Origin of the sequence: Pseudomonas sp. IT-P4, assembly GCF_949767755.1 — a bacterium.
Classification (GTDB): domain Bacteria; phylum Pseudomonadota; class Gammaproteobacteria; order Pseudomonadales; family Pseudomonadaceae; genus Aquipseudomonas; species Aquipseudomonas monachiensis.
On the sequence record NZ_CATKPX010000045.1, the window covers coordinates 201,069 to 226,999 of the forward strand.

Sequence of the window (25,931 nt, forward strand, 5' to 3'; positions counted from 1 at the left end):
GAATGCTGCGCCTATCTTGGCGTGCGGCAGTGCCGGTCGGCAAGTTGTCGTTTCGCGACATGGGGCGGTTGCGGGGGTTGGGCGACCGCAGCGATTGGTGCATGATGCCGGGTAAGGCACAGATCGAGAACACTCATGCTGGATGAGCTACTGCATCGGGTTAGTCACCACACACCACGCATACTGGAGACCGACCGTCGTTTTCCCGAGGCCGCGGTGCTGGTACCCATCACCCGCAGTGACGAGCCCGAGCTGGTGTTGACCCTGCGTGCCAGCGGCCTGTCGACCCATGGCGGCGAAGTCGCTTTCCCCGGCGGGCGACGTGACCCCGAAGACCCCGACCTGATTTTCACCGCCCTGCGAGAAGCCGAAGAAGAGATCGGCCTGCCGCCCGGGCTGGTCGAGGTGATCGGCCCGCTCAGCCCGTTGATCAGCCTGCATGGCATCAAGGTCACGCCCTATGTCGGGGTGATCCCGGATTTTGTCGAATACCGGGCCAACGACGCCGAGATCGCCGCGGTGTTCAGCGTGCCCCTGGAGTTCTTCCGCAAAGACCCCCGCGAACATACCCATCGCATCGATTATCAGGGCCGCAGCTGGTACGTGCCGAGCTATCGCTTTGGCGAATACAAGATCTGGGGGCTGACGGCGATCATGATCGTCGAGTTGATCAACCTGCTGTATGACGCCAAAATCAGCCTGCATCAGCCTCCCAAAAGCTTTATCAATATCTGAAGCCATCGTTCGAATGGCCTGAATCCTGATTTTGCTGACAAAAAGCCTGCCTGAGCCTTGAGGAATACCACAATGAAATACCGCCTGGGCGACGCCCGCGTCGAAACCCATCCACAGAGCTGGGTCGCACCCAATGCCGTGCTGGTGGGCAAGGTCAAGCTGGAAGAGGGCGCCAACGTCTGGTTCAACGCCGTATTGCGCGGCGACAACGAGTTGATCCTGATCGGCAAGAACAGCAACGTCCAGGACGGCACCGTGATGCACACCGACATGGGCTACCCGCTGACCATCGGCACCGGCGTGACCATCGGCCACAACGCCATGCTCCACGGCTGTACCGTCGGCGACTACAGCCTGATCGGCATCAACGCGGTGATACTCAATGGCGCGAAGATCGGCAAGAACTGCATCATCGGCGCCAACTCGCTGATCGGCGAAGGCAAGGAGATTCCGGATGGATCGCTGGTCATGGGGTCGCCTGGCAAAGTGGTGCGCGAATTGACCGAGCCGCAGATCAAGATGCTGGAGGCCAGTGCTGCTCACTACGTGCACAACTCGCAGCGTTATGCCCGCGACCTGGCCGAGCAGGAAGAATGACTGCCACTGAACGCCCGGTTGCATCGCCCTGCGTGAACATTTGTGCGCTGGATGACGATGACATCTGCACCGGTTGCCAACGTACCGTGGAAGAAATCACCCGCTGGAGCCGCATGGACAACGACGAACGCCGCAAGGTGCTTGGGTTGTGTCATGAGCGGGCGAAGTCCAGTGGGTTGGTGTGGATGATCGGCAAAACGCCTGGTCAGTAATAGAAGATCAAAAGATCGCAGGCTCCGGCAGCTCCTACACCGATCCTTGTAGGAGCTGCCGGAGGCTGCGATCTTTTGACTTTGAGGTCAGCTGAAGTACCCTGTGCACAAAATTGACAGGTACTTGTACACGCCATGCTCTTCCTGATCGCCTACATCAGCAGCGTCGTGCTGATCAACTACGCCTTTTCCACCGCGCCGCACCTGGACATCATCTGGTCGGCCTGGGGTGGGCTGGTGTTTGTGTTGCGCGACATGGTGCAAGCCCGATTCGGGCATGGCGCCCTCGCGGCGATGCTGGTGGCGCTGGTGTTGTCCTATGTCACCTCCGATCCGTCCATCGCCCTGGCCAGCGCCACGGCGTTCGCGGTATCCGAGTGCATCGACTGGCTGGTGTTCAGCATCACCAAACGCCCGCTGCACGACCGTCTGTGGATAAGTTCGGCCCTGAGCATCCCCCTCGATACCTTTATCTTTTTCGGCATGATCGACGCCCTGACGCCGGGGGTGATCCTCACCGCCCTGGGTTCGAAGTTCGCCGGGGTCACCGCCGTGTGGCTGATCATGGCCTGGCGCCTGCGCAAACAGGCTGTCGTCAGCTGAAGTTCATGTAAAATGCCGCGCTTTCTCCCCATGGGAAGCGCGCATGGCGACGCGTCCCTCGATGATCCGCTCCTTGAGGACCTTCAGATGACCCGTATCGGAACCCCATTGTCGCCCACCGCGACCCGCGTATTGATGTGTGGCTGTGGCGAGTTGGGCAAGGAAGTGGTGATCGAGCTGCAACGCCTGGGCGTTGAAGTGATTGCCGTGGACCGCTACGCCAATGCGCCGGCCATGCAGGTGGCGCACCGCAGCCACGTGATCAACATGCTCGATGGTGCTGCCCTGCGCGCCGTGATCGAAGCCGAGAAACCGCATTTCATCGTCCCGGAAATCGAGGCCATCGCCACCGCGACCCTGGTGGAACTGGAAGCCGAAGGCTTCAACGTGATCCCGACCGCCCGTGCCGCGCAATTGACCATGAACCGCGAAGGCATCCGTCGCCTGGCCGCTGAAGAGCTGGACCTGCCAACCTCGCCGTACCACTTCGCCGACACCTTCGAGGACTACAGCAAAGCCGTTGAGGACCTCGGTTTCCCATGCGTGGTCAAGCCGGTCATGAGTTCCTCGGGCAAGGGCCAGAGCCTGCTGCGCAGCATCGATGACGTGCAGAAAGCCTGGGACTACGCCCAGGAAGGCGGCCGTGCCGGTAAAGGTCGGGTGATCATCGAAGGCTTCATCGATTTCGACTACGAAATCACCCTGCTGACCGTGCGCCACGTCGGCGGCACCACCTTCTGCGCCCCGGTCGGTCACCGTCAGGAGAAGGGCGACTATCAGGAATCCTGGCAGCCACAAGCCATGAGCCCGGTTGCCCTGGCTGAATCCGAGCGTGTTGCCAAAGCGGTGACCGAAGCCCTGGGTGGCCGTGGTCTGTTCGGCGTCGAGCTGTTCATCAAGGGCGATCAGGTGTGGTTCAGTGAAGTCTCGCCGCGCCCGCATGACACCGGCCTGGTGACCCTGATTTCCCAGGACCTGTCGCAGTTCGCCCTGCATGCCCGCGCGATTCTGGGCCTGCCGATCCCGTTGATCCGTCAGTTCGGGCCTTCGGCCTCGGCGGTGATCCTGGTGGAAGGGCAGTCGACCCAGACCGCTTTCGCCAACCTGGGTGCTGCCTTGAGCGAACCGGATACCGCGCTGCGTCTGTTCGGCAAGCCTGAAGTCAACGGCCAGCGCCGCATGGGCGTGGCCCTGGCCCGCGACGAATCGATCGAAGCCGCCCGCGCCAAGGCGACCCGTGCTTCGCAAGCGGTTGTCGTAGAGCTGTAAAAACTCTCTCGGGCAGGTCTGTAACCCACAGGTTCAGTGGTCCGGCCCGACTTTACGGGTCGACCTATAATTTGTGAATGCTCAAGTTCCTTTATTAAAGCTCCAGGCCTGTACCTCATGAATTCCCAAAGCATCATCGTCCCGAAAATCTCCACCCTGCCGGTGCACGAACCCCGGGCCCGGGCCGTCGTGCGCTGGCTGGTGCGCAAGAACATCATCGAGGAAGAACTGACCACCTGTGGCCGCACCGGCAATCGCATGGCCCACGCCATCGCCGACGGTGCCCGGGCAGTGGTCCTGCACCCCGAAGCCCTGCCGTTCGGCGAGCCGATCAATGGCCTGGAGATCATCACCAAGCGCTGCATCTACACGCCAGCCAAGGGCTTCCTTGAAGAGGCGGGCTGCGCCGAGTGCCGCAAGGAAGTCGGTGAAGCCCTGTTCGAAAGCCTGGAAGACTGGATGCCGGGGCGTACCGACAACTTCACCTGCCCCGAATGCGGGCATGAAGACGACATCAACGGCTTTCTGTTCCTGCAGGAATGCGGCTTCTCCAACCTCGGTTTCATCTTCAATAACTGGGCCGAAGCCGGGTTCAAGCAGAGCTTTATCGATGAATTCGCCGATTGGCTCGATCAGTCGGTCAGTTGGGTGAAAGTCGAACTCTAAACGCCGTATTCCCCTGTAAGAGCTGCCGCAGGCTGCGATCTTTTGATCTTGTTTTGTGAAAATCAAAGTCAAAAGATCGCAGCCTTCGGCAGCTCCTACGAAAAGCCCGAATCCCCGTATATCTGTAACATCGATAATAGACAGAGTTTTACATTGAACCCGAGGGGGTGTCTGACTATAATGGCGCGCTTCCATTTTCCCGCTCGGGAGCCCCCGCGATGCTGCGTATCAGCCAAGAAGCTCTGACATTCGACGACATTCTCCTAGTGCCCGGTTATTCCGAGGTGCTTCCTAACGAAGTCAGTCTCAAGACCCGCCTTACCCGTGGCATCGAGCTGAATATTCCACTGGTCTCCGCCGCCATGGACACCGTCACTGAAGCCCGTCTGGCAATCGCCATGGCTCAGGAAGGTGGTATCGGTATCATCCACAAGAACATGACCATCGAGCAGCAAGCTGCCGAAGTCCGCAAGGTCAAGCGTTACGAAGCCGGTGTGGTCAAGGACCCGATCACCATCGTCGCCGACGCCACCGTGCGCGAATTGTTCGAACTGACCCGCATGCACAACATCTCCGGCGTTCCGGTGCTGCACAATGGCGACCTGGTCGGCATTGTCACCTCCCGTGACGTGCGTTTCGAGAACCGTCTGGAAGCCACTGTCCGTGAAGTGATGACGCCTAAAGAGCGCCTGGTCACGGTCAAGGAAGGCGCCGACAAGAACGATGTGCGTGAATTGCTGCACAAGCACCGCATCGAACGCGTGCTGATCGTCGACGACAAATTTGCCCTCAAGGGCATGATGACCGTCAACGACATCGAAAAAGCCAAGGCTTACCCGCTGGCCAGCAAGGACGATCAAGGTCGTCTGCGTGTTGGTGCTGCAGTCGGCACCGGTAAAGACACCGGTGACCGCGTTGCCGCGCTGGTCGCCGCCGGCGTTGACGTGGTGGTGGTCGACACCGCTCACGGTCACTCCAAGGGCGTGATCGACCGCGTTCGCTGGGTCAAGCAGAACTTCCCTGAAGTGCAGGTGATCGGCGGCAACATCGCTACCGGCGCTGCCGCCAAGGCCCTGGCCGAAGCTGGCGCGGATGCCGTCAAGGTCGGTATCGGCCCTGGCTCGATCTGCACCACCCGCATCGTCGCCGGTGTCGGCGTGCCGCAAATCAGTGCCATCGCCAACGTCGCCGCTGCCCTTGAAGGCACTGGCGTTCCATTGATCGCCGACGGCGGCATCCGTTTCTCCGGTGACCTGTCCAAGGCCATCGTGGCCGGTGCTTCCTGCGTGATGATGGGCTCGATGTTCGCCGGTACCGAAGAAGCGCCGGGCGAGATCGAACTGTTCCAGGGTCGTTCGTACAAGGCTTATCGCGGCATGGGTTCGCTGGGCGCCATGTCCCAGGCCCAAGGCTCCTCCGACCGCTACTTCCAGGACTCTTCGGCAGGCGCCGAGAAGCTGGTTCCGGAAGGCATCGAAGGGCGTGTGCCATACAAGGGCACCCTGAGCGCGATCATCCACCAGTTGATGGGCGGCCTGCGTTCCTCGATGGGCTACACCGGTAGCGCCAACATCGAAGAGATGCGCACCAAGCCTGAGTTCGTGCGGATCACCGGCGCTGGCATGGCCGAGTCCCACGTCCACGACGTGCAGATCACCAAGGAAGCGCCAAACTACCGCGTAGGTTGAGCCTTCAAGCAACACGTTAAGCAACCGGGGCTGTTTTATTCAGCCCCGAGTTGTTTCTGAATCACGACTGTTTCCGAATTTTTTAGACGAGACTGAATCATGGCCCTCGACATTCACGCTCACCGCATCCTGATCCTCGACTTCGGTTCCCAGTACACCCAGCTGATCGCCCGCCGCGTGCGTGAAATCGGCGTGTACTGCGAACTGCACCCGTTCGACATGGACGAAGATGCGATCCGCGAATTCGCCCCTAAAGGCGTCATCCTCGCCGGCGGCCCGGAGTCGGTCCACGAAGCCAACAGCCCGCGCTGCCCGCAAGCGGTTTTCGATCTGGGCGTGCCGGTCTTCGGTATCTGCTACGGCATGCAGACCATGGCCGAGCAACTGGGCGGCAAGGTTGAAGGTTCCGAGCTGCGTGAGTTCGGCTATGCCCGCGTTGACGTGGTCGGCAAGAGCCGCCTGCTCGACGGCATCGAAGACCACATCGACGCCGATGGCCTGTTCGGCCTCGACGTATGGATGAGTCACGGTGACAAGGTCACCCGCATGCCGGAAGACTTCCACATCCTGGCCAGCACCCCGAGCTGCCCGATTGCCGGCATGTTCAGCGACGAGCGTCGTTACTACGGCGTGCAGTTCCACCCGGAAGTGACCCACACCAAGCAGGGCGGTCGCATCCTGTCGCGCTTCATCCTCGACATCTGCGAGTGTGAAGCACTGTGGACTCCGTCGAAAATCGCTGAAGACGCCATCGCCCAGGTTCGCGCCCAGGTCGGCACCGACAACGTCCTGCTCGGCCTGTCCGGCGGTGTGGACTCGTCCGTGGTTGCCGCGCTGCTGCACAAGGCCATCGGCGACCAGCTGACTTGCGTATTCGTCGACAACGGCCTGCTGCGCCTGCACGAAGGCGAGCAAGTGATGGCCATGTTCGCCGAGAACATGGGCGTCAAGGTGATCCGCGCCAACGCCGAAGAGCAGTTCCTGGGCAACCTGGCCGGCGAAGCCGACCCGGAGAAGAAGCGCAAGATCATCGGCCGTACCTTCATCGACGTGTTCGATGCCGAATCCTGCAAGCTCGACAACATCAAGTACCTGGCCCAGGGCACCATCTACCCGGACGTGATCGAGTCGGCTGGCGCGAAAAGCGGCAAGGCCCACGTGATCAAGTCGCACCACAACGTGGGCGGCCTGCCGGAAGAAATGAACCTCAAGCTGGTTGAACCATTGCGCGAGCTGTTCAAGGACGAAGTCCGTCGTCTGGGCCTGGAACTGGGCCTGCCGTACGACATGGTCTACCGTCACCCGTTCCCGGGCCCGGGCCTGGGCGTGCGTATCCTCGGTGAAGTGAAGAAGGAATACGCCGACCTGCTGCGTCGTGCCGACCACATCTTCATCGAAGAACTGCGCAAGGCCGACTGGTACCACAAGGTCAGCCAGGCATTCGTGGTGTTCCAGCCGGTGAAATCGGTTGGCGTGGTGGGCGATGGCCGTCGTTACGCCTGGGTCGTGGCCCTGCGTGCCGTGGAAACCATCGACTTCATGACCGCGCGTTGGGCACACCTGCCTTACGAACTGCTGGAAACCGTCAGCGGCCGCATCATCAATGAAATCGAAGGCATCTCCCGCGTCACCTACGACGTGTCGAGCAAGCCGCCGGCGACCATTGAGTGGGAATGATCGTATGAGCCTGTGAAGCCAGGCTCAAATCGATTATGCCAAGAAGCCCCGGGTCGAGAGACCCGGGGCTTCTTGCGTTTCAGGGGATGCGTGTGGGTTTCAAGCCGTTGCGGCGCAGTGCATTCGAAAGGTCGGCCAGGCTGGCAAATCGCTTGCAATTGATGCTGCCCCACTGTGGGCGCTCGATGTACACGCCTGTGGCGTCGGCGTGGATGAGTGTGCGTACCAGTGAGCCGTCGCGGGCGCGGTGAACCAATTCGAGTTGGTTGCCGTACTTCTCGATGCTGAGCATGCCCGGTTGATTGAGTGCAGCCTCGAGTACCAGTTCCCTGGCAAGCTCGGGGGATTCCACTTTCAGGAGTAGGTCGTTCTTGACGATGTATACGGTGGTGTCCGTACCGCTGCTTCCGGATTCTCCCGGATCTGGCTCAATGCTCGTGGGCTGGGCGATTTCGGCACTTTTTACCCGCAGTCCGATGCCACCTTCCAGTTCGCTGATGCCCGCGACCCCTTCCCAAGTGTTGGAGTGGGTATTGCCAACCAGTGCAATCCAGCGATGGGGGCCTTTGGCAGCCTGGTCACTTTCAATGATGATCTTGCTGAAGAAATTCATCATTTTGTGCCTGTGGAAGGGGGTTACTTCATGCATGTTTTCGACGCGATAGCTGGCAGCGCAGTCGATCGCCTGCACGCGAATGTGGTTTTTGCGTGCAGCCTTGACCACTTTCAGAAAGGTAAAACGGCCAGTGGGGTCGGTGTGGTGACCCTTGTCCAGATTGTTGAGGTAGCTCTCCAGATCTTCCGAGAGGACGCCATCGCTATTGAAAATATCCAGATCCACCTGGTGAAAGTCGTTGAACAGATGCTCCATGTACAGCGTCTTGACCTGCTGCTTGGCGAGTGTCCCCATGTTCTCAATCAGGAACTGTTTGCTGCCAACGCTGGAGTGGCTTTCGCCGATCACCAGGGAGGGTGATTCTTTGTACAGTGCCTTGATGATGTCCTTGGTTCGGTTCACCGGGCCAAAGTTCGGAACAGTTGGCCTCGGGGGCAGTTCCGGGAGGTTTTGGTAGTAGGCCTGAGCGTCTCGATACAAGGTTTTTCTCAGGGCCTTGAACTGCACCAGGGGGCCGCCGGGATTAGAAATGTCTTCGAAATCGTCACTGAGTGCACGCAGAGAGTTAGCGTCAACGGTACTGACGTACGGCTGCAACTCAGTCCGCAGCGCCTGGGGCACGTCATAAGCCGTGGTGGGGCTGGCTACGTCGGGCAAAGGATCTGGCGTCCGCCCCCATGGCCAGCGTCCGAAAATTTTACCGCCGCCATACAGCCCGGGCCGGGTCAGGAGTTCCCATTCACCCTCGGCGTTCAAGCGAACCGGCAGGTTGCGGAAAAAAGAAAACGGGTTGGCGGGGTCGATGATCACCCAGGTCTTCATTTCGTTGACGTAGCGCACCAGGTAGTAGGAATTGTCGATTCGGATGTAATTTTCGCCTCTTGGTGTTTGGTAAACGTTGCGGTATTGGCCTTCGTCGGCCACGACCTCCATCCCATCGAGTACTTCATTGGTCTCGAACGGAGCCAGCGGGTTTTCACCTTCCAGCACATAGGCCCGGCCAGGGGCGGCGACAGTGATTTTCGGCGGGGCGCCAGTGGGGTGTTCGATTTCGTCGGCGAGGTTCTCCTGGGGGGTGAACTCATCGTTGGCTTCATCGACCTCCGCTATTTCGGCCGAGCCGCCGAGCGCCAGTGCATTGAAGAGGGTTTCGATGCTGCTGGAGATGGCGCCGAGCACACCGGCCTTGCGATCTTGGGCATTCTTCCCGTTGACGGCCTGGTCGATGTTCAGGCCGATGTTGGCCAGGCCGGCGCCGACGGCCGCCAGGGCCACCGGCCAGCCCGCCACGGCCATGGCCCCAAAGAGGCGGGTGACGGTGCTCAGGTAGCCGACCCACATTTTTTCCCGTAGGTCGCCATTGGAACGCAGGGACAGATCGGCATCGTCGAACATACGCTCCCTGACCGAGTCACGGATCCAGCTGAAGGTGTCAACGTTGATGTCAGGTGCGTCCTGATCGAACAGGCTGCTGTCGTATTTGCCCCAGGTCGAATACAACAGGTCGATGGTGTGATTCAGGCCGACGTTGTCGCCGTCCTGTTGTTGCGCCGACAGTGGAAAGTGCGCCATGAACCGGGCGCGATTGTCCGGGTGATTGTTCTGGCACAGCAGCCACCAGTGCAGGTCATGGGAGGTTTCGAACACATGGAAGGCATCTGTTTCGCCAGGTGTATACAGGATCTGCCGACCCTGACGGTCGATGATGCGCAGTATGTCGCAGGCACGGTAGTTGCCGATGTACAACGGCGCGACCCGCAACCCTTCGGCAGGCGGCTCATGGGCGTGGAGCAAATCGAGGGTGATGGGCCAGGAGAGATGGCCGGCCACGGCCTTGAGCACGGTCTTGAGGTTCTCGTTGCTCAGGCGTGAGCCGTCGTGTTCCTCCAGCGCCTTGGAAATGAAGTTGAGCTTGGCCAGGGTTCGGAAGTTGTCCGAATGCCGGCGCCAGAAGGCGCTCATCTTGTCCCAGTAGCGGTCGTGAAAATTGATGCGCCACAGGTCCTTGATGACCTTACTCGGATACATCTTCACTTCGTTGGTTTCGTTGTAGATCCGGGCGTTCGCTCCCTCGTTGTAGAAACCGCCGTCACTGTCCAGCAGGTCGGCGTTGTCCTGGTCATGGGCTTGAAAGCGCTGGATCACCAACTGCGGCAAAGTCAGCGACTCAATGGGCTTGGGGTAGTGTTCCCAGAACAGGAAGGCCTTGGTGCTGGTCACCGAGGTGTTGTCGAAACGGTGCCACCAGATCTGGTCCGGATCGATGTGCCGGATGCTGTACTTGTCGAGAATGCCCTGGGCTTCGATATGGGCCATGTCGTGCATGTCGGGGCACGCTTCCACGAACGGAGTCACCAGGTCTTTGAGGGCCTGCACGTCCTCGGGGTTGGGAAGTAGGAATTGTGAGTTTGTATCTGAAGAATTCATTTCTCTCTCCTTGAGAAATAGATGGGTTTGAAGTCGGCACTATGCCCGCGGACTACAGCCGGATCTGTAGGAATGACGGCGCACGGTGTCAGGTATTGATGGATCGGTGCTGTCAGAGGAGGTGCCGAACAGATTGCAGTCCCGCTGCGGCGTGCCGCCGCGCCCTCTTTGCTGTTTCTTTCACAACTGCGGGTGTATCGTATTCGCCTTTTGCGGGCCCCCGGGCCTGTCGCTGATACGTGAGGTAGTTGAGTTCATGTCGTTTACCCGTCGCCAAATCCTCGGTGGCCTGGCCGGTCTTGTTGTCGTTGGTGTCGGTGCCGGGGGCGCGTCGCGTTACTGGCTGGGCAAGATGGCTGACGCCGAGGCGGGCCACGACTACGAGCTGATCGCGGCGCCGCTGGATGTCGAACTGGTAGCGGGGCACAAGACCCAGGCCTGGGCCTTCGGTCCGTCGGCGCCGGGCACCGAATTGCGGGTGCGCCAGGGTGAATGGCTGCGGGTGCGCTTCATCAACCATCTGCCGGTCGCCACCACCATTCACTGGCACGGCATCCGTCTGCCGCTGGAAATGGACGGTGTGCCTTACGTGTCGCAATTGCCGGTGTTGCCGGGTGAGTACTTCGATTACAAATTCCGCGTGCCGGATGCCGGCAGCTACTGGTATCACCCGCATGTGAACAGCAGTGAGGAGCTCGGTCGTGGCCTGGTCGGCCCTTTGATCATCGAGGAACGCGAGCCGACCGGGTTCAAGTTTGAAAAAACCTTGAGCCTCAAGAGCTGGCATGTCAACGAGGTCGGTAATTTCGTCGAGTTCAGCATCCCCCGGGAAGCGGCCCGTGGCGGTACGGCGGGGCGCCTGGCGACCATCAATGGCGTGCCGCAAGCGGTGATCGACCTGCCGGCCGGGCAGATCACCCGTGTACGCCTGCTCAACCTCGACAACACCCTGACTTATCGCCTGAACATTCCCGGCGTCGAAGCGCAGATCTATGCGCTGGACGGCAACCCGATCGAGCCACGACCATTGGGCAAGGAATACTGGCTTGGTCCGGGCATGCGCATTTGCCTGGCGATCAAGGCCCCGCCGGCAGGTGAGGAGTTGTCGCTGCGCAACGGCCCGGTGCGCCTGGGCACGTTCCGTTCGGTGGCCAACACCGATGCGCCGACCGAATGGCCGCCGGCACTGCCGGCCAACCCGATTGCCGAGCCGGACCTGGCCAATGCCGAGAAACTCAACTTCAATTTCGAATGGGTTGGTTCGGTGTCGGTCAACGTCGACAACGGCAAGCCGCCGAGCCTGTGGCAGATCAACGGCAAGGCCTGGGACATCACCGACAAGACCTGCGCCGACCGCCCGATTGCCAGGCTCGAGAAGGGCAAGAGCTACATTTTCGAATTGAAGAACATGACTCAGTACCAGCACCCGATTCACCTGCACGGCATGAGTTTCAAGGTCATCGCCTCGAACCGGCACAAGGTCATTCCGTATTTCACCGACACCTACCTACTGGGCAAGAACGAGCGCGCGCAGGTAGCGCTGGTGGCGGATAACCCGGGTGTCTGGATGTTCCACTGCCATGTGATCGACCACATGGAAACCGGCCTGATGGCCGCCATCGAGGTGGCATGATGCGTCAGATTCGTCCCGCCGCCATCATCGACCGCAGCCGTGATCGCGAATTCATGCGTGAGGCCCTGGCACTGGCAGCCCAAGGCGCAGCCCTAGGCGAAGTGCCGGTGGGCGCGGTGCTGGTGCAAAATGGAGAGATCATCGGTCGCGGCTTCAACTGTCCGATCACTGGCAGCGATCCGAGCGCTCACGCCGAAATGGTCGCCATCCGCGCCGCCGCCCAGGCGGTTAGCAACTATCGCCTGCCGGGCAGCACGCTGTATGTGACGCTGGAGCCGTGCAGCATGTGCGCAGGCCTGATCGTGCATTCGCGGATTGCGCGGGTGGTGTACGGGGCGCTGGAGCCGAAAGCCGGGATTGTGCAGAGCCAGGGGCAGTTCTTTACCCAGGGATTTTTGAATCACCGGGTGTTGTATGAAGGCGGGGTGTTGGCGCAGGAGTGCGGGGCGGTGCTCAGCGAATTCTTCAAGGCCCGGCGCGCAAAACCTGCAGACTGAACACCGTATCCACATTTTGATCTCCGTTGATCGGGGGATTGGGGTTTACTTACGCGCCACAATCACCGCCCGCATCGGCGCCGGCAGCCCTTCAACGGTCTTGCTGTGATCCTCTGGATCGAGGAAATCACTGAGCGACTGATACTTCATCCACTCCGTCCCGCGCTGTTCCTCGACCGTGGTGGTGCTGACGTCCACGCACTTCACATCCGTGAACCCGGCACGGCGCAGCCACAGCTCCAGCGCCGGCACCGACGGCAGGAACCACACATTACGCATCTGCGCGTAGCGGTCTTCCGGTACCAGCACCTGATGCTTGTCGCCTTCGACCACCAGGGTTTCCAGCACCAGTTCCCCGCCCTTGACCAGGCAATCCTTCAGCGCCAGCAAATGCTCGATGGGCGAACGGCGGTGGTAGAACACCCCCATGGAAAACACTGTGTCGAAACCTTCGAGGTTCGGCGGCAGGTCTTCGAACGGGAAGGGCAGGTGCCAGGCATTCGGCTCGGACAGGTAGCGTTGTACCGCCTGGAATTGGCAGAAGAACAGCCAGTTCGGATCGACACCGATCACGCTGTTGGCGCCGGCGCCGAGCATGCGCCACATGTAATAGCCGTTGCCGCAGCCGACATCGAGGATGCGCTTGCCCTTCAGGTCCAGGTGCGGGGCGACCCGCGACCATTTCCAGTCCGAGCGCCATTCAGTGTCGACGTGCACGCCGAACAGGTCGAACGGCCCCTTGCGCCATGGCGACAGGCCCATCAGCGCGGTGCGCATCTGTGCGCGGGTTTCTTCGTCGCAATCGGTGTCCAGTTTCAAGCCATTGAGCAAGTCGACTTCGCTCGGCTGGATCTTCGGCAGGGCGTCCAGCGCGCTTTGCCAGCGCTCCAGGTCGCCGTGGCCCTTTTCCATTTTCTTGTCGAGTTGCGCTTGCAGGGTGTTGGCCCAATCGGCCAGCGGAGTACCGGCCAGACGGCGGGCGAGGGGAGACAGATCAATCATGGCAAGGCAATCAACGAGGCAAAGTTAAGACACTGGAACCACGGCACGACTTTCGAGAACCCGGCGGCCAGCAGGCGTTCGCGGTGTTCTTCGAAGCTGTCGGGCTTCATGACGTTTTCGATGGCGCTGCGCTTCTGGGCGATTTCCAGCTCGCTGTAGCCGTTGGCGCGTTTGAAGGCGATGTGCAGGTCGGTGAGCAACGCGTGCTCCTGCTCGTCTTCGAAGCGCAGTTTTTCCGAGAGGATCAGCGCACCGCCGGGCAACAGCGACTGACGGATGCGCGACAGCAACGCCGTGCGTTGGTCCGGGGCGATGAATTGCAGGGTGAAGTTCAGCGCGACCACCGAGGCCGGCTGGAACTCCAGCGCGAGGATATCGCCCTCGATCACTTCCACCGGCAGCAACTCCTGGAACATCGAATCCTGCCCGTTGAGGTACTCGCGGCAGCGTTCGACCATGGCCGCGGAGTTATCCACCGCAATGACGCGGCAACCGTCGGTGCGCACATGCCGGCGCAGGGCCTGGGTCACGGCCCCCAGGGACGAGCCCAGGTCGTACAACACGCTATTGGGCTGGGCGAACTGGGCAGCGAGCACGCCGAGGTTTTCGACAATGGTCGGATAACCCGGTACCGAGCGCTTGATCATGTCCGGGAACACCCGCACCACGTCTTCGTTGAAGGCGAAGTCAGGCACCTGGGCCAAAGGCTGGGCGAAAAGGCGATCGGGTTCTTTGCTCACGGCGGTTCCAGCGGTGTAGGTGGAAAAGGCCGGCATTTTAGCCAAGTTGGCGCGGGGATGCGCGGGTTGTCTGATAAACCGCCAAATCAAAAGATCGCAGCCTGCGGCAGCTCCTACCCTGGGAATGCGATCCCTGTAGGAGCTGCCGCAGGCTGCGATCTTTTTCTCATGCTGATTGCGTTTTTTTGCTGAAAGCCGAGGCAGTGATACCCCATTGCCCCAGCCAGTAACTGAGGATGATCACATAAGGCGCCGCATCAAACGGCACCACAAACCGGCTGATGCCAATCACGCTGTCGGAGAACACGAACGCCACTGCGCCCGCCGCCGCCAGCAGCGCCGAACGCTTGGGCACGTCGGTGCCGAGTCGGGCCAGGGCGCGCCAGAGCATGGCGCTGATCGCCGTGCCATAGACAATCACGGGCACCAGCAATGGGCCGAGGCCGTTGGAAATCAGAATCCCCAGCAGGACGGCGCCGACACCGAGGGCCAGCACCAGCGGCAGTACGGCCAGGCGTCGGCAATCGCTCAGATAAGCCTTGAGATAAGCCAGATGCGCGACCAGAAACGCGCCCAGCCCAAACACGAACAAATCCCCCGGCCATGCCAGCAACACATCGCCGACCAGGGAGAAAATCAGGCCCAGGCTGATCCAGCGCCGATACTCGCCGGGCGGTGCGTCGTGCAGCCAGCCGAGCAGGGCCAACACCGGCAGTGGCTTGACCAGCAGGCACAGCAATGACGCATGCACGCTCAAGCCATAAAGGAAGGTCACCGCGCCCATCAGCGCCAGAATCAGCCAGCCCACGGTCAGTTGACCGAGATCGCGCAGTCGAACGAATCCACCGGCAGCACTTCCGGCGCCCATGGTTGTTGCGAAGTTAAACGCAAACGCCCGCTGCCGGGCGCAAAAGCCTGAAAGCGCCAGGTCGAGACCCCGGCCGCGCCGACGATGCCGGCATCTTCCGGATTTCGATAAACCTCTGGCCCCAGGGGGTGCAGTACGCCACCGGCCGAATCCTGGATCGCCCAGCGATAGCCCGTGGTCGGATTGCTCGGCAGGGTCAGGATCAGGTTTTGCCCGTTGCTGAGCCGCACCGGACATTCGCTTTGTTTTTCCACGGTCACGTTGTGTGCAGGTTGCGTGGCGCATCCGGCCAGCAAGGCGAGGGCGAGGGGGGCAAGCAGGCGAATGGGGGACATGGATTCAGGGGCTCCGGCGTTCACGACGAACGGCGAGCATAACTTAAGATGAGACAAAGTGTGACAGTCACCCGCAATGAGGGGGCAGGGTTGATGCTACCGCGAGCGGGCCACACTCAGGGGAGGGAAGTCGCCTCGTGAGAGCGACCTGCTCGGGATAAAGAGATATTAACTGGTTAGTGCCAAGTGGTTAACTCGCAAGAGAAAAACAGAAATCGCTTCTTGATGTAAATTCGATACCTTGTCGATCTTTGAACTTCATGATCGCGTTGCCAGTGAACTGTTGTGTTTTACTGTTCACGACCAGGTTCATGACACCCTCCAACGCCCAGTGGGTGGTGTAGGAAGGGAAGTTTTCGGTATAAGCTATTTCAATTAAATGACCCTGAACATTCAGTGGGTAGGTGCCCGTCTCGATAAGCTTGGGCATGTAAATATCAAAGGCCCGGTCGAGTGGGGTGTTTTTTTCTCCAGTCTTGAATATGGCGATGATTTCCCTGTTTCCGACGCTGGCGAAAAACTCTTCGGAGATGAAGTCTTCACGGTTCTGAAGGGTTGCATTCAAGTGGTTGTTTGGACAGCAACGGCGAAAGTTGATTTCGTCATTGATGCGCTTGTCGACAAGAGTTCTTCGTAGTTTGATATCCATTGGTTCTCTTCTGTGTGCTTGAAACACAATTGATTTGAACCTTGAAAATATAGAGTTTAAGTGCCTTGGTGTACTATCTGTTCTGATAGGCTTTCAACCGGATTAAATATGTATGTCGAAGTTGTTGCTGCCTAAAAAATGGCCAGTTTACTAATCTGGCCATTTGAAAATTACACTGTTTAATCAGAACAGCACCTTCGCCACATCCGCAAAGCGCTTGGCGAAGTGCACGGTGATGCCTTCCTTCAGATACTCCGGCAGCTCCTCGAAATTGCCCTGGTTGGCCTCCGGCAGAATCAGTTCGAAAATCTTCTGCCGCCGCGCTGCAATCACTTTTTCCCGCACTCCGCCAATCGGCAGTACATGCCCGGTCAACGTCAATTCACCGGTCATGGCCACGCCTTTTTTCGGCGGCTGGTTGCGCGCCAGCGATAGCAGGGCGCTGGCCATGGTCACGCCAGCGCTCGGGCCGTCTTTCGGGGTGGCGCCTTCCGGCACGTGCAGGTGAACGAAGGCTTCGTCGAAGAACTTCGGATCGCCGCCAAAGGACTTCAGGTGCGAGCTGACGTAGCTGTAGGCGATTTCCGCCGACTCTTTCATCACGTCACCCAACTGCCCGGTGAGCTTGAAGCCACGGTTGAGGGTATGGATGCGCGTGGCTTCGATCGGCAAGGTGGCGCCGCCCATGCTGGTCCAGGCAAGGCCGGTGATCACGCCGACACCCGACAGCACCTGCTCGTTGCGGAACACCGGTTTGCCGAGGGACGTTTCGAGGTCTTTCGGGCCGAGCTTGATCACCGCCTTTGGGTCGTCGAGCAGTTTCATCACCGCTTTGCGCACCAGTTTGCCGAGGTTTTTTTCCAGCTGGCGCACGCCGGCTTCACGGGCATAACCGTCGACCAACGCCTTGAGCGCACTGTCGGTGATGCTCAGGCTGCCCTTGGACACACCAGCTTTCTCAAGCTGCTTGGGCCACAGGTGACGCTTGGCGATGGCGACTTTTTCTTCGGTGATGTAACCCGACAGGCGAATCACTTCCATCCGGTCCAGTAACGGGACAGGGATCGAGTCGAGAGTGTTGGCGGTGCAGACGAACAGCACCTTCGACAGGTCCATCCGCAGGTCCAGATAGTGGTCGAGGAACTCGACGTTCTGCTCCGGATCAAGGGTTTCCAGCAGTGCCGAGGCCGGGTCGCCCTGGTAGCTCTGGCCCATCTTGTCGATCTCGTCGAGCATGATCACCGGGTTCATCACTTCGACGTCTTTCAACGCCTGCACCAGTTTGCCCGGCTGTGCGCCGATGTAGGTGCGGCGATGACCCTTGATCTCGGCTTCGTCGCGCATGCCGCCAACGCTGAAGCGGTAGAACGGCCGGCCCAGGGATTCGGCGATGGATTTGCCGACGCTGGTTTTACCAACGCCCGGCGGGCCGACCAGCAGCACGATGGAGCCGCTGATTTCGCCTTTATAAGCGCCGACTGCGAGAAATTCGAGGATGCGGTCCTTGATGTCGTCCAGGCCTGCGTGGTGTTTGTCCAGCACCTTGCGCGCGTGCTTGAGGTCGAGTTTGTCCTCGCCGTACACGCCCCAGGGCACCGAGGTCGCCCAGTCGATGTAATTGCGGGTCACCGCATACTCCGGCGAGCCGGTTTCGAGGATCGACAGCTTGTTCATTTCCTCTTCGAGGCGTTTCTGTACCTGCGTCGGCAGGACTTTGCCCACCAGCCGCTGCTCGAACTGTTCGAGGTCGGCGCTGCGGTCGTCCTTGGTCAGCCCCAGCTCCTGCTGGATGACCTTGAGTTGTTCCTTGAGGAAGAACTCGCGCTGATGCTCGCCGATCTTGCGGTTAACTTCGGCGGAAATCTCTTTTTGCAGGCGTGCGACCTCGACTTCCTTGCGCAGCATCGGCAGGACTTTTTCCATGCGCTTGAGCATTGGCACGCAGTCGAGCACTTCCTGCAGCTCGCTGCCGGTGGCCGATGTCAGCGCGGCGGCGAAGTCGGTCAGCGGCGACGGATCGTTGGGGCTGAAGCGGTTGAGGTAGTTCTTCAGCTCTTCGCTGTACAGCGGGTTGAGCGGCAGCAGTTCCTTGATCGCATTGATCAGCGCCATGCCGTAGGCCTTGACCTCGTCGGTCGGCTCGGTGGGCTGGTGCGGGTATTCGACTTCCACCAGGTACGGCGGGCGGTGATGCTTGAGCCAGGTCTTGAGGCGGACGCGGGTCAGGCCCTGGGCGACGAATTGCAGCTTGCCGTTTTCGCGGCTGGCGTGGTGCACCTTGACCAGGGTGCCGTAGAGCGGCAGGGCCGAGGTGTCGAAGTGGCGCGGGTCTTCCTGGGGCGTGTCCATGTAGAACAGGGCCAGGGAGTGGTGTTCGGACTTGGCCACCAGGTCCAGGGTCTCGGCCCACGGTTCTTCGTTGACGATGACCGGCAGCACCTGGGCCGGGAAGAACGGGCGGTTGTGAATCGGGATGATGTAGACCTTGTCCGGCAGGTTCTGGCCAGGCAGGGCCAGGCCTTTGCCAGGTTTGTGCTGCGTGGCGTTTTCCGGATCGGCGTATTCGCTCGGGTCTTCGGGGAATTCCTGCTGGTCGCTCATGGGGGTACCTGCGCAATGGGTATGGGTCTTAGATGGGGCAGGTTGGCGGTGGTTTCAACGGTCATTTTCTGCAATGCCGTGTTTCGAAGGCGTGTTCAGCGCAGAGACAGGTTAGCTGAACCATGGTCGTGCACGGTCAAAATGTGGGAGCGATGTGGCACAAAAAAGGCGACGTCCTCACGGGCGTCGCCTCTGGTTTTACTGCCGCGAAAACTTACTCGGACAGTTTGTACGCAATCACATAGTCACCCATCTTGGTGCCCAGTGAGCCGTGGCCACCGACGACCAGCAGCACGTACTGCTTGCCGTCCTTGCCGGTGTAGGTCATCGGCGTAGCCTGACCGCCAGCCGGCAGGCGCGCTTTCCACAGCTCGCTGCCGGTGTTGACGTCATAGGCGCGCAGGTATTGATCCAGCGTGCCGCTCAGGAAGCCGACGCCGCCGGCGGTGACCATCGAGCCGCCCATGCTTGGCACGCCGAGTGGCAGGCCGATAGGCAATGGCGAGCTGTCGCGGCTGGTGCCGTTCTTGCGTTTCCACACGACTTTGCCCGTGGTCAGGTCGATGCCGGCCACGTAGCCCCAGGCCGGAGCCTGGCACGGTACGCCGAACGGCGACATGAACGGGTGCATGATCACCGCGTAAGGGGCGCCCGTGTTCGGTTGCACGCCTGCGGTTTCGCTTTCGCGCTTGCTGTCGGCCGCGACTTCGGCGCGAGGCACCATCTTCGAGACGAAGGCCATGTAGTTCGGGCTGGTGAACAGCATCTGGCGAACCGGGTCGACCGAAACGCCGCCCCAGTTGAAGACGCCGACGTTCCCCGGATAGATCAGGCTGCCCTGTTCCGACGGCGGGGTGTACTGGCCTTCGTAGCGCAGTTCCTTGAACTGGATGCGGCACAGCATCTGGTCGAACGGGCTGGCGCCCCACATGGCTCTTTCGGTCAGTTCCGGGGCCAGCAGGTTCAGGTCCGAACGGGCCTGGGTCGGCGCGGTGTGGTCACCTTTCACGGCGCCTTGCGGAGCCGGGATTTCCTTGATCGGGATGATCGGCGTGCCGTCACGACGGTCGAGGACGTACAGGCTGCCTTGCTTGGTCGGTTGGATCACTGCCGGCTTGATGCCGTCGGCGGTTTTCATGTCCAGCAAGGTTGGCTGGCTGCCGACGTCCATGTCCCACAGGTCATGGTGAGTGAACTGGTAGTTCCAGCGCACCTTGCCGGTGGCCAGGTCCAGTGCGACCAGGCCGGCACTGAACTTCTCGGCGCCCGGGGTGCGGTCCGCGCCCCACTGGTCAGGGGTCTGGTTGCCCAGTGGCAGGTAGACCATGCCGAGTTTTTCGTCGACGCTGGCCAACGACCACATGTTGGCCGAGTTGCGGCTGTAGTGTTCGCCCTCTGGCAGCGGTTCGGTCGCGTCGGGATTGTTGCTGTCCCAGTTCCACACCAGATGACCGTCGTGTACGTCAAAGGCACGGATCACGCCGGATGGCTCGTTGGTCGACTCGTTGTCGGTGACGTGGCCGCCCATGATCACCAGGTCACGGGTGATCGCTGCCGGCGAGGTGGAGTAGTAGCCACCGGGGGTGAACGGTCCGATGCCTTGAGTCAGGTCAACCACACCGTTTTTACCGAAACCTTCGCAGACCTTGCCGGTGTCGGCATTGAGTGCGATCAGGCGTGCATCGGCGGTTGGCAGGTACAGACGACGCGGGCAGGCCTGGGCGACGGCTTTGCCGGCCTCGGAAATCACTGCCGAAGCAGCGTTTTCAGACTTGGCGTAGGCTGCTTCGTCGTAGTACGACACGCCACGGCAGGTCATGTGGGCGAAGCCCTTGAAGCCCACCGGGCTCTTGATCTGCGGGTCGAAACGCCACAGTTCCTTGCCGGTGTCCGGGTCCAGCGCCAGCACCTTGCTATGGGCCGTGCAGGCGTAGAGCATGCCGTTGGCCTTGAGCGGGGTGTTTTCGTTGGTCAGTTCCACCGGGTCATCGGCGGTCGGCAGATCGCCGGTCTGGATACGCCAGGCTTCTTGCAGCTTGCCGACGTTGGCCGGGGTGATCTGCTTGAGCGGCGAGTAGCGGTCACCGAATTCGCTGCGGCCATAGGCCTGCCAGTCGCCTTCGGGCATCTGCGGCGCGGTGCTGGTCATGTCCGCGGTATCGCGGCCCAGTTCGCCCAAGGTCTCGCCCGGATGGGTGAACTGGCTGGCCACGGCGGTGGCGCCTGCCAGGACCACGGCCACGCCCAAGGCGCCGGTGCCCATGGGGGCAGGGCCGTTGATCAGCAATGGACGACGGAACCACGGCAGCAGCATCACCACACCGAGGGCGAACCACAGCGCCAGGCGCGGCACCAGTTGCCACCAGTCCAGGCCCACTTCCCACAGCGCCCAAACGGTACTGGCGAACAGCACCAGTGCGTACAGGCCCAGCGCCGCACGACGGGCGGCGATCAGCAAGACGCCGCTCAGCGCGATGCCGATACCGGCCAGCAGGTAATACAGCGAGCCGCCGAGCATGCTCAGCTTGATTCCCCCGGCCAGCATGGCCAGGCCCATCAGTAGAAGCAGGATGCCGAGCAGGGTCGGCAACAGACGGCTTCGACCCAAGGCACTATCAGTGCTCATAGTGTGATTCTCCGTGATGTTTCATAGAGTCCCGCGCAAGTTCACTGTAGATGACGATCCGGCGCGGGCGTGGTTCAGATAAAAGCTGTTGGGTTCACGCAATCCCACAGGGTTTTGTGGTGTTTTTTAGAACGAGGACTGGACCTTGATCCCGCCGATCAGCGCGTCATCGACCTCGTTCACGCCACCGGGATGGCGGATGTATTGCAGGTTCGGGCGCACGGTCAGCCAGTGGGTCACGTGCACGCCGTAATAGAGTTCGGCGCTGTATTCGGTGTCCTGGGGCGGCAGGTAGGACGGATTGTCGTAGTCGAAGACGACATTGGCCTGGTTGGTCGCCTCGGCGTTCTTGCGATAGGCCGGGTTGACGTGGACGCGGGCCATGGCAAAGCCGATGTCGTCCCGGGTGCGCGCGTCGAACGGGCCTTTGTAGACGAGGCCGGCCTGGACGTAGTTGTCGATGGCGTTGGTCTTCTTGTCGTGCATCGTGCCGTTGGCGAACAGGCTCAGGCCACGGGAGTGGTCGCTGGCGATACTGGTGACTTGCTGCTGAAGACCCAGCCACACGCCGTGTTTGCTCGACGCGCTGCGGTAGGCTTCGCCGCTCAGGGCGGCAGGCTGGCCATTGCTGTCCTTGTAGACGTCGGTGGCGCTGGCGCTGCTGTAGTAGTAACCGGCGCGGTATTCACCCGGCAGGCCGTTGAGTTTCGGCGTCCACACCAGCTCCACCGGCACGACCGCGCCCTGGGTGCCGCTGCCGCTGAGCTTGAAGCCGTTGTCGCGGTCAAGGTTCGACGGGTTCTGTTCGTACGCGCCAACCTGTGCATAAAGCTCAGGCGTCAGGTGATATTTGACCCGCATCGCCCACTGGCTGACCGGCCAGTTGTACCAGATGTCGCCCGCCCAGTTGCCGACCTGGGAACCGCAGAACGCCAGGTTCTGGAAGTCGCAGGGGAAGCTGTTGAAGTCTTCGCCTTCGCCGAATCGGCCGACCTTGATGTCGAGTTTTTCATCGAGGAATTTCTGCTGGTACCACATCTGCGTCAGGCGCCAGGTCTGGCCGCGGCCCCAGACTTCCTGGGCCGAGGTGAAGCCGCCGACACGCGGGTCGTTGATGCGGTCGTTGCTGATGTTGTTGCCGCTGCGTTCGGTGATGGTCAACTGGAACTCGGCGTCGTCCCAGCCGAGGATCTTCTGCAAGTCCAGGTGAGTGCCCAGGCCGAACTGGTCGCTGTAGCGCGCCGTGCGGTCGTGGTCGTAGCCGCCGTGAAGATTGCTGCCCATTTCACCGGTGTAATCGACTTTGAAGTCGTAGCCTTTTTCCGCGAGTTCTGTGCGAGTGCCATTCCAGTCACCGAGCATCCACGGTGAATCGCTATCGAAGGCCGGTGCCGCCTGAACGCAGGAGGCAAGGCCCAGCGCGGTGAGGCCACCGATCAGGGGCAGGATGTTTCGCTGGGCAGCAGTTGCAAAGACAGCGCTGTCTCGCAAAGATTTAAAGTCAGGCATAGAGACGGAGTTCTTGATCTTTTTCTGGGGGATAAACGGAAAGCAGCAGGCGTGAAGCGAAAGCAGAAGCGTTTCAGCAGGCAGCGGGGTGCAAGGATAATGTTCTGTTACAAATAGAGAAAGTGCTTTTGCTGACATGCATCGTTTCGGATTTGGTAACAGTGACAAAAGATCGCAGCCTGCGGTAGCTCCTACAGGATACGGATTCCAATATAGGAGCTGCCGCAGGCTGCGATCTTTTCCGTTTCACCTACATTTAACGTAAGGTGCGCGGCTTCCAATTCCCACTCTGCTCGAAGGCCCGGCATGACCGAACACAATACCGATCCGTTGCATGGCGTGACGCTGGAACAGATCCTCAACGCGCTGGTTGAACACTACGAGTGGTCGGGGCTGGCCGAGCGCATCGATATCCGCTGCTTCAAGAGCGAACCGAGCATCAAGTCGAGCCTGACGTTCCTGCGCAAGACCCCGTGGGCGCGGGAGAAGGTCGAACGCCTGTATGTGAAGTTGATGCGCACCAAACGACCGCTTTGAACATGGCCGACCCGTCTGCGTTACGCCGTCGTTTTGTGGCCGTGGCTGCCATGCTCGGCTGGGCGGGATTGAGCATCCAGATGTACCTGATTTTCCATTCGCGCTGGACGCTGGGCGCCAGCCTGATCGGCGGGCTGGTAAGTTTTTTCAGCTATTTCACCGTGCTGAGCAACACCCTGGTGGCGACCGTGCTGACCTGTGAATGGACATCCCGCGAGTCAGCCGCGCGGCGCTGGTTCCTGCAGCCTTGGGTCAGCAGTGGCATTGCCGTGAGCATCGCGGTGGTGAGCCTCGCCTACAACCTGCTGCTGCGCCACTTGTGGCATCCCGAGGGCTGGCAATGGCTGGCCGATGAGCTGTTGCACGACATCATGCCGTTGCTGTTCCTGGGCTATTGGTGGCGTTGTGTGCCCAAGGGCACATTGCGCGTGTGGCATATCGCGCTGTGGGTGATTTATCCGCTGCTGTATTTCGCCTATTCACTGTTGCGCGGGCATCTGCTGGCGGTTTACCCGTATCCCTTCGTGGATGTGGACAAACTGGGTTATCCACAGGTGTTCATCAATGCCGGCGGGTTGTTGGTGGGTTTTGTGGTGATTGCGTTGCTGGCGATCGGGCTGGATCGGTGGCGGGCTCGGAAGTGAGCAACCATGGAAAGTTTGAGCACCTTTGTGGCGAGGGAGCTTGCTCCCGCTCGGCTGCGAAGCAGTCGTAAAATCTGTTCATTGGGTTTTTCAGATAAAACCAAGTAGCAGGTTTTGGCACTGCTGCGCAGTGCAACGGGAGCAAGCTCCCTCGCCACAGAACATCCGGCCCACCTATGGATGATCTTTATTCTTCGCCGCAGTCAGCCAATTTCCAGTAACCCACCGCCTTGACGAACTGCTCGTCCAGCCCGTGCTCATCGAGCAACACCCGGCGAATCTGCCGCGACACCTTGCTCTCGGTCGCCACCCACGCGTACAGGCTGCCGGCAGGCACCTGGATCTGGCGCACGGTGCTCAATAAATGATCTTTGCCGCCTTCGCGCAGCACCCAGATCACATTGACCTCGGCCGCACTGTGCAGCACCTGCTGCTCCTTGCCGTTTTCCACTTCCACGATCACCAGCGCACGGCGGTTGGCCGCCAGGCCTTCCAGGCGCCGGGCGATAGCGGGCAGGGCGGTTTCGTCGCCGATCAGCAGGTAGCTGTCGAAGATGTCCGGGACGATCATCGAACCCCGGGGCCCGCCGATGTGCAGGAACTGCCCGGGTTGGGCCTGTGCCGCCCAGGTCGAGGCCGGGCCGTCGCCGTGCAGCACGAAGTCGATGTCCAGTTCCAGGGTGTTCAGGTCATAGCGGCGCGGGGTGTAGTCGCGCATCTCGGGCAGCGGACCGTTGTCCTTGCCGGCGCCCAGCACCAGGTTTTCCAGGGTCGCGGCCTGCTCGGCGTTCTGCGGGAACAACAGTTTGACGTGATCGTCCGTGCCCAGGCTGACGAACCCTGCCAATTCAGGGCCACCCAGGGTAATCCGGCGCATGCGCGGGGTCAGGTCGACCACGCGCAACACTTCCAGGCGACGGCGTTTGATTTCGTGCATGACACGGTGAATGGTTGAGGCGATCACTTCAGTCATTCGGCGTTCTCCTGAACGGGTTGAACGGCGGGGCCGTCGACGATGGCTTTGGCGGTGTCGTTGAGCAGGTCGCGTACCCGCAGGATTTCGTCCGGGCTCCAGCGTCCATGGTGCATTTGCAGGGCGTGGCGCAGGTTATGCACAGCTTCGTGGATCTCTGCCGGACGATCATGGCCGCGCAGTGAACGCTTGCTGACGTCGATGCGCATGCGCACGCCATCCAGTGCTACAGCTTGCTCTTGCAGGAACAGACGTCCGGCATCGGTGATGGTGTAGCGTTTTTTTCCGCCTTCGGCGTCGCCCAGGATCAGTTCGCTTTCTTCCAGGAACGTCAGGGTCGGGTAGATCACGCCGGGGCTGGGACAGTAGGCGCCGTCGAACATGCCTTCGATCTGGCGGATCAAGTCGTAGCCGTGGCACGGCTGTTCGGCGATCAATGCCGGCAGCAACAACTTCAGATCACCGGGGGCAAATACCCGGGGGCCGCGACCACCGCGTTCGCGGGCGGGACGTTTCTCGAAGCCGTCGCGGCCATCGCCGTGCTCACGGTGGGGGGAATGATGGTCTCTCATTTTCTGCTTTCTCTCGTCGTGTTTAGATACAACTTAAGATATATCTTAACGATCTGGCAACGGCTCCCGACCAACGGCATTCCCCCGCGTCGACCCTGGCTTGAAGGTCAAATCGAAAAAATAGTGCTTATTAGTACAGGTCAAACCTCCAGAATTAGTGTTAACTCTCTAATGTATTAGTTTGCTCCATTGTTTACTTGGGTTGTGGTATTGGTCTTACAGAAGTTGCTTTGCTAATATCTCGAGTTTCATGGC

The 25,931-nt window shown here is 60.5% G+C and carries 24 protein-coding genes; 13 read left to right on the forward strand and 11 right to left on the reverse strand.

All coding sequences use genetic code 11. The features are described 5' to 3' along the window. The first annotated feature begins 2 nt into the window (after positions 1-2). The 9 genes from ACM6IT_RS18900 to guaA all read left to right on the forward strand — a co-directional run bounded on the left by ACM6IT_RS18900 (position 3) and on the right by guaA (position 7,447). A complete protein-coding gene (locus ACM6IT_RS18900; protein ID WP_185754788.1) occupies positions 3-146 on the forward strand; it encodes a hypothetical protein in 144 nt (47 codons plus the stop codon). Further along, positions 136-735: a CoA pyrophosphatase gene (locus tag ACM6IT_RS18905; protein WP_056721205.1), complete on the forward strand. Its 600-nt coding sequence runs from the start codon at positions 136-138 to the stop codon at positions 733-735. Before ACM6IT_RS18900 ends, ACM6IT_RS18905 begins: the two co-directional genes overlap by 11 nt. A 72-nt stretch (positions 736-807) precedes the next feature. Then, positions 808-1,332, forward strand: a complete 525-nt coding sequence (locus ACM6IT_RS18910) for a gamma carbonic anhydrase family protein (protein WP_150754487.1) — start codon at positions 808-810, stop codon at positions 1,330-1,332. After that, entirely contained in the window at positions 1,329-1,544 is a 216-nt protein-coding gene (locus ACM6IT_RS18915; RefSeq protein WP_056721201.1) for a DUF1289 domain-containing protein, read from the forward strand. Before ACM6IT_RS18910 ends, ACM6IT_RS18915 begins: the two co-directional genes overlap by 4 nt. A 135-nt stretch (positions 1,545-1,679) precedes the next feature. Next, entirely contained in the window at positions 1,680-2,147 is a 468-nt protein-coding gene (locus ACM6IT_RS18920) for a VUT family protein (RefSeq protein ID WP_056721198.1), read from the forward strand. Between the two features lie 87 nt (positions 2,148-2,234). Continuing rightward, positions 2,235-3,416 carry a formate-dependent phosphoribosylglycinamide formyltransferase gene (gene purT, locus ACM6IT_RS18925; RefSeq protein ID WP_056721196.1) on the forward strand — a complete coding sequence of 394 codons (1,182 nt, stop codon included), beginning with the start codon at positions 2,235-2,237 and terminating at the stop codon, positions 3,414-3,416. A 117-nt stretch (positions 3,417-3,533) separates the two neighbouring features. Beyond that, entirely contained in the window at positions 3,534-4,082 is a 549-nt protein-coding gene (locus tag ACM6IT_RS18930) for a sugar ABC transporter ATPase (protein WP_414913928.1), read from the forward strand. 218 nt (positions 4,083-4,300) lie between these two features. Beyond that, positions 4,301-5,770 carry an IMP dehydrogenase gene (guaB, locus tag ACM6IT_RS18935; RefSeq protein WP_102670162.1) on the forward strand — a complete coding sequence of 490 codons (1,470 nt, stop codon included), beginning with the start codon at positions 4,301-4,303 and terminating at the stop codon, positions 5,768-5,770. 99 nt (positions 5,771-5,869) lie between these two features. Further along, positions 5,870-7,447, forward strand: a complete 1,578-nt coding sequence (gene guaA, locus ACM6IT_RS18940; RefSeq protein ID WP_008053207.1) for a glutamine-hydrolyzing GMP synthase — start codon at positions 5,870-5,872, stop codon at positions 7,445-7,447. Between the two features lie 79 nt (positions 7,448-7,526). Here guaA and ACM6IT_RS18945 read toward each other — a convergent pair whose 3' ends face one another. Then, positions 7,527-10,490 (reverse strand): dermonecrotic toxin domain-containing protein, encoded by a 2,964-nt coding sequence (locus ACM6IT_RS18945; protein ID WP_414918501.1) that lies wholly within the window; start codon positions 10,488-10,490, stop codon positions 7,527-7,529. Between the two features lie 256 nt (positions 10,491-10,746). Here ACM6IT_RS18945 and ACM6IT_RS18950 point away from each other — a divergent pair, with 256 nt between their 5' ends. Beyond that, positions 10,747-12,123, forward strand: coding sequence for a multicopper oxidase family protein (locus ACM6IT_RS18950; RefSeq protein WP_414918502.1), 1,377 nt, complete (start codon positions 10,747-10,749; stop codon positions 12,121-12,123). Then, positions 12,123-12,620 (forward strand): tRNA adenosine(34) deaminase TadA, encoded by a 498-nt coding sequence (tadA, locus tag ACM6IT_RS18955; RefSeq protein WP_414918578.1) that lies wholly within the window; start codon positions 12,123-12,125, stop codon positions 12,618-12,620. Before ACM6IT_RS18950 ends, tadA begins: the two co-directional genes overlap by 1 nt. Positions 12,621-12,665: 45 nt before the next feature. Here the strand turns inward: tadA and cmoB are convergent, their stop codons facing one another. The 8 genes from cmoB to ACM6IT_RS18995 form a co-directional block, all read right to left on the reverse strand. Beyond that, complete coding sequence (gene cmoB, locus ACM6IT_RS18960) at positions 12,666-13,622, reverse strand: tRNA 5-methoxyuridine(34)/uridine 5-oxyacetic acid(34) synthase CmoB (protein ID WP_056721170.1); 957 nt, start codon at positions 13,620-13,622, stop codon at positions 12,666-12,668. Beyond that, positions 13,619-14,398 carry a carboxy-S-adenosyl-L-methionine synthase CmoA gene (cmoA, locus tag ACM6IT_RS18965; protein ID WP_414918503.1) on the reverse strand — a complete coding sequence of 260 codons (780 nt, stop codon included), beginning with the start codon at positions 14,396-14,398 and terminating at the stop codon, positions 13,619-13,621. The genes cmoB and cmoA overlap by 4 nt, the downstream gene beginning before the upstream one ends. Before the next feature lie 130 nt (positions 14,399-14,528). Further along, on the reverse strand, positions 14,529-15,170 hold the full coding sequence (locus tag ACM6IT_RS18970) for a lysoplasmalogenase (protein ID WP_414914032.1): 642 nt from the start codon (positions 15,168-15,170) through the stop codon (positions 14,529-14,531). A 2-nt stretch (positions 15,171-15,172) separates the two neighbouring features. After that, a complete protein-coding gene (locus ACM6IT_RS18975; protein WP_056721165.1) occupies positions 15,173-15,565 on the reverse strand; it encodes a protease inhibitor I42 family protein in 393 nt (130 codons plus the stop codon). 190 nt (positions 15,566-15,755) lie between these two features. Further along, positions 15,756-16,214 carry a hypothetical protein gene (locus tag ACM6IT_RS18980; RefSeq protein WP_414918504.1) on the reverse strand — a complete coding sequence of 153 codons (459 nt, stop codon included), beginning with the start codon at positions 16,212-16,214 and terminating at the stop codon, positions 15,756-15,758. A 183-nt stretch (positions 16,215-16,397) separates the two neighbouring features. Further along, positions 16,398-18,815: an endopeptidase La gene (gene lon / locus ACM6IT_RS18985; protein WP_223542198.1), complete on the reverse strand. Its 2,418-nt coding sequence runs from the start codon at positions 18,813-18,815 to the stop codon at positions 16,398-16,400. A gap of 214 nt (positions 18,816-19,029) precedes the next feature. Beyond that, positions 19,030-21,441, reverse strand: a complete 2,412-nt coding sequence (locus ACM6IT_RS18990) for a glucose/quinate/shikimate family membrane-bound PQQ-dependent dehydrogenase (RefSeq protein WP_414913922.1) — start codon at positions 21,439-21,441, stop codon at positions 19,030-19,032. A gap of 126 nt (positions 21,442-21,567) precedes the next feature. Continuing rightward, a complete protein-coding gene (locus tag ACM6IT_RS18995) occupies positions 21,568-22,950 on the reverse strand; it encodes a carbohydrate porin (RefSeq protein ID WP_223542196.1) in 1,383 nt (460 codons plus the stop codon). Between the two features lie 306 nt (positions 22,951-23,256). On the opposite strand from ACM6IT_RS18995, the gene ACM6IT_RS19000 reads away from it, so the two are divergent. Both ACM6IT_RS19000 and ACM6IT_RS19005 read left to right on the forward strand, forming a co-directional pair. Next, positions 23,257-23,487: a VF530 family DNA-binding protein gene (locus tag ACM6IT_RS19000; RefSeq protein ID WP_046041003.1), complete on the forward strand. Its 231-nt coding sequence runs from the start codon at positions 23,257-23,259 to the stop codon at positions 23,485-23,487. A gap of 2 nt (positions 23,488-23,489) precedes the next feature. Further along, complete coding sequence (locus ACM6IT_RS19005; protein WP_056721157.1) at positions 23,490-24,131, forward strand: Pr6Pr family membrane protein; 642 nt, start codon at positions 23,490-23,492, stop codon at positions 24,129-24,131. A 187-nt stretch (positions 24,132-24,318) separates the two neighbouring features. On the opposite strand, the gene ACM6IT_RS19010 is transcribed toward ACM6IT_RS19005, so the two are convergent. Beyond that, complete coding sequence (locus ACM6IT_RS19010; RefSeq protein ID WP_414918505.1) at positions 24,319-25,104, reverse strand: siderophore-interacting protein; 786 nt, start codon at positions 25,102-25,104, stop codon at positions 24,319-24,321. Next, on the reverse strand, positions 25,101-25,676 hold the full coding sequence (locus ACM6IT_RS19015; RefSeq protein ID WP_056721154.1) for a PadR family transcriptional regulator: 576 nt from the start codon (positions 25,674-25,676) through the stop codon (positions 25,101-25,103). Before ACM6IT_RS19015 ends, ACM6IT_RS19010 begins: the two co-directional genes overlap by 4 nt. Positions 25,677-25,931: the final 255 nt, after the last annotated feature.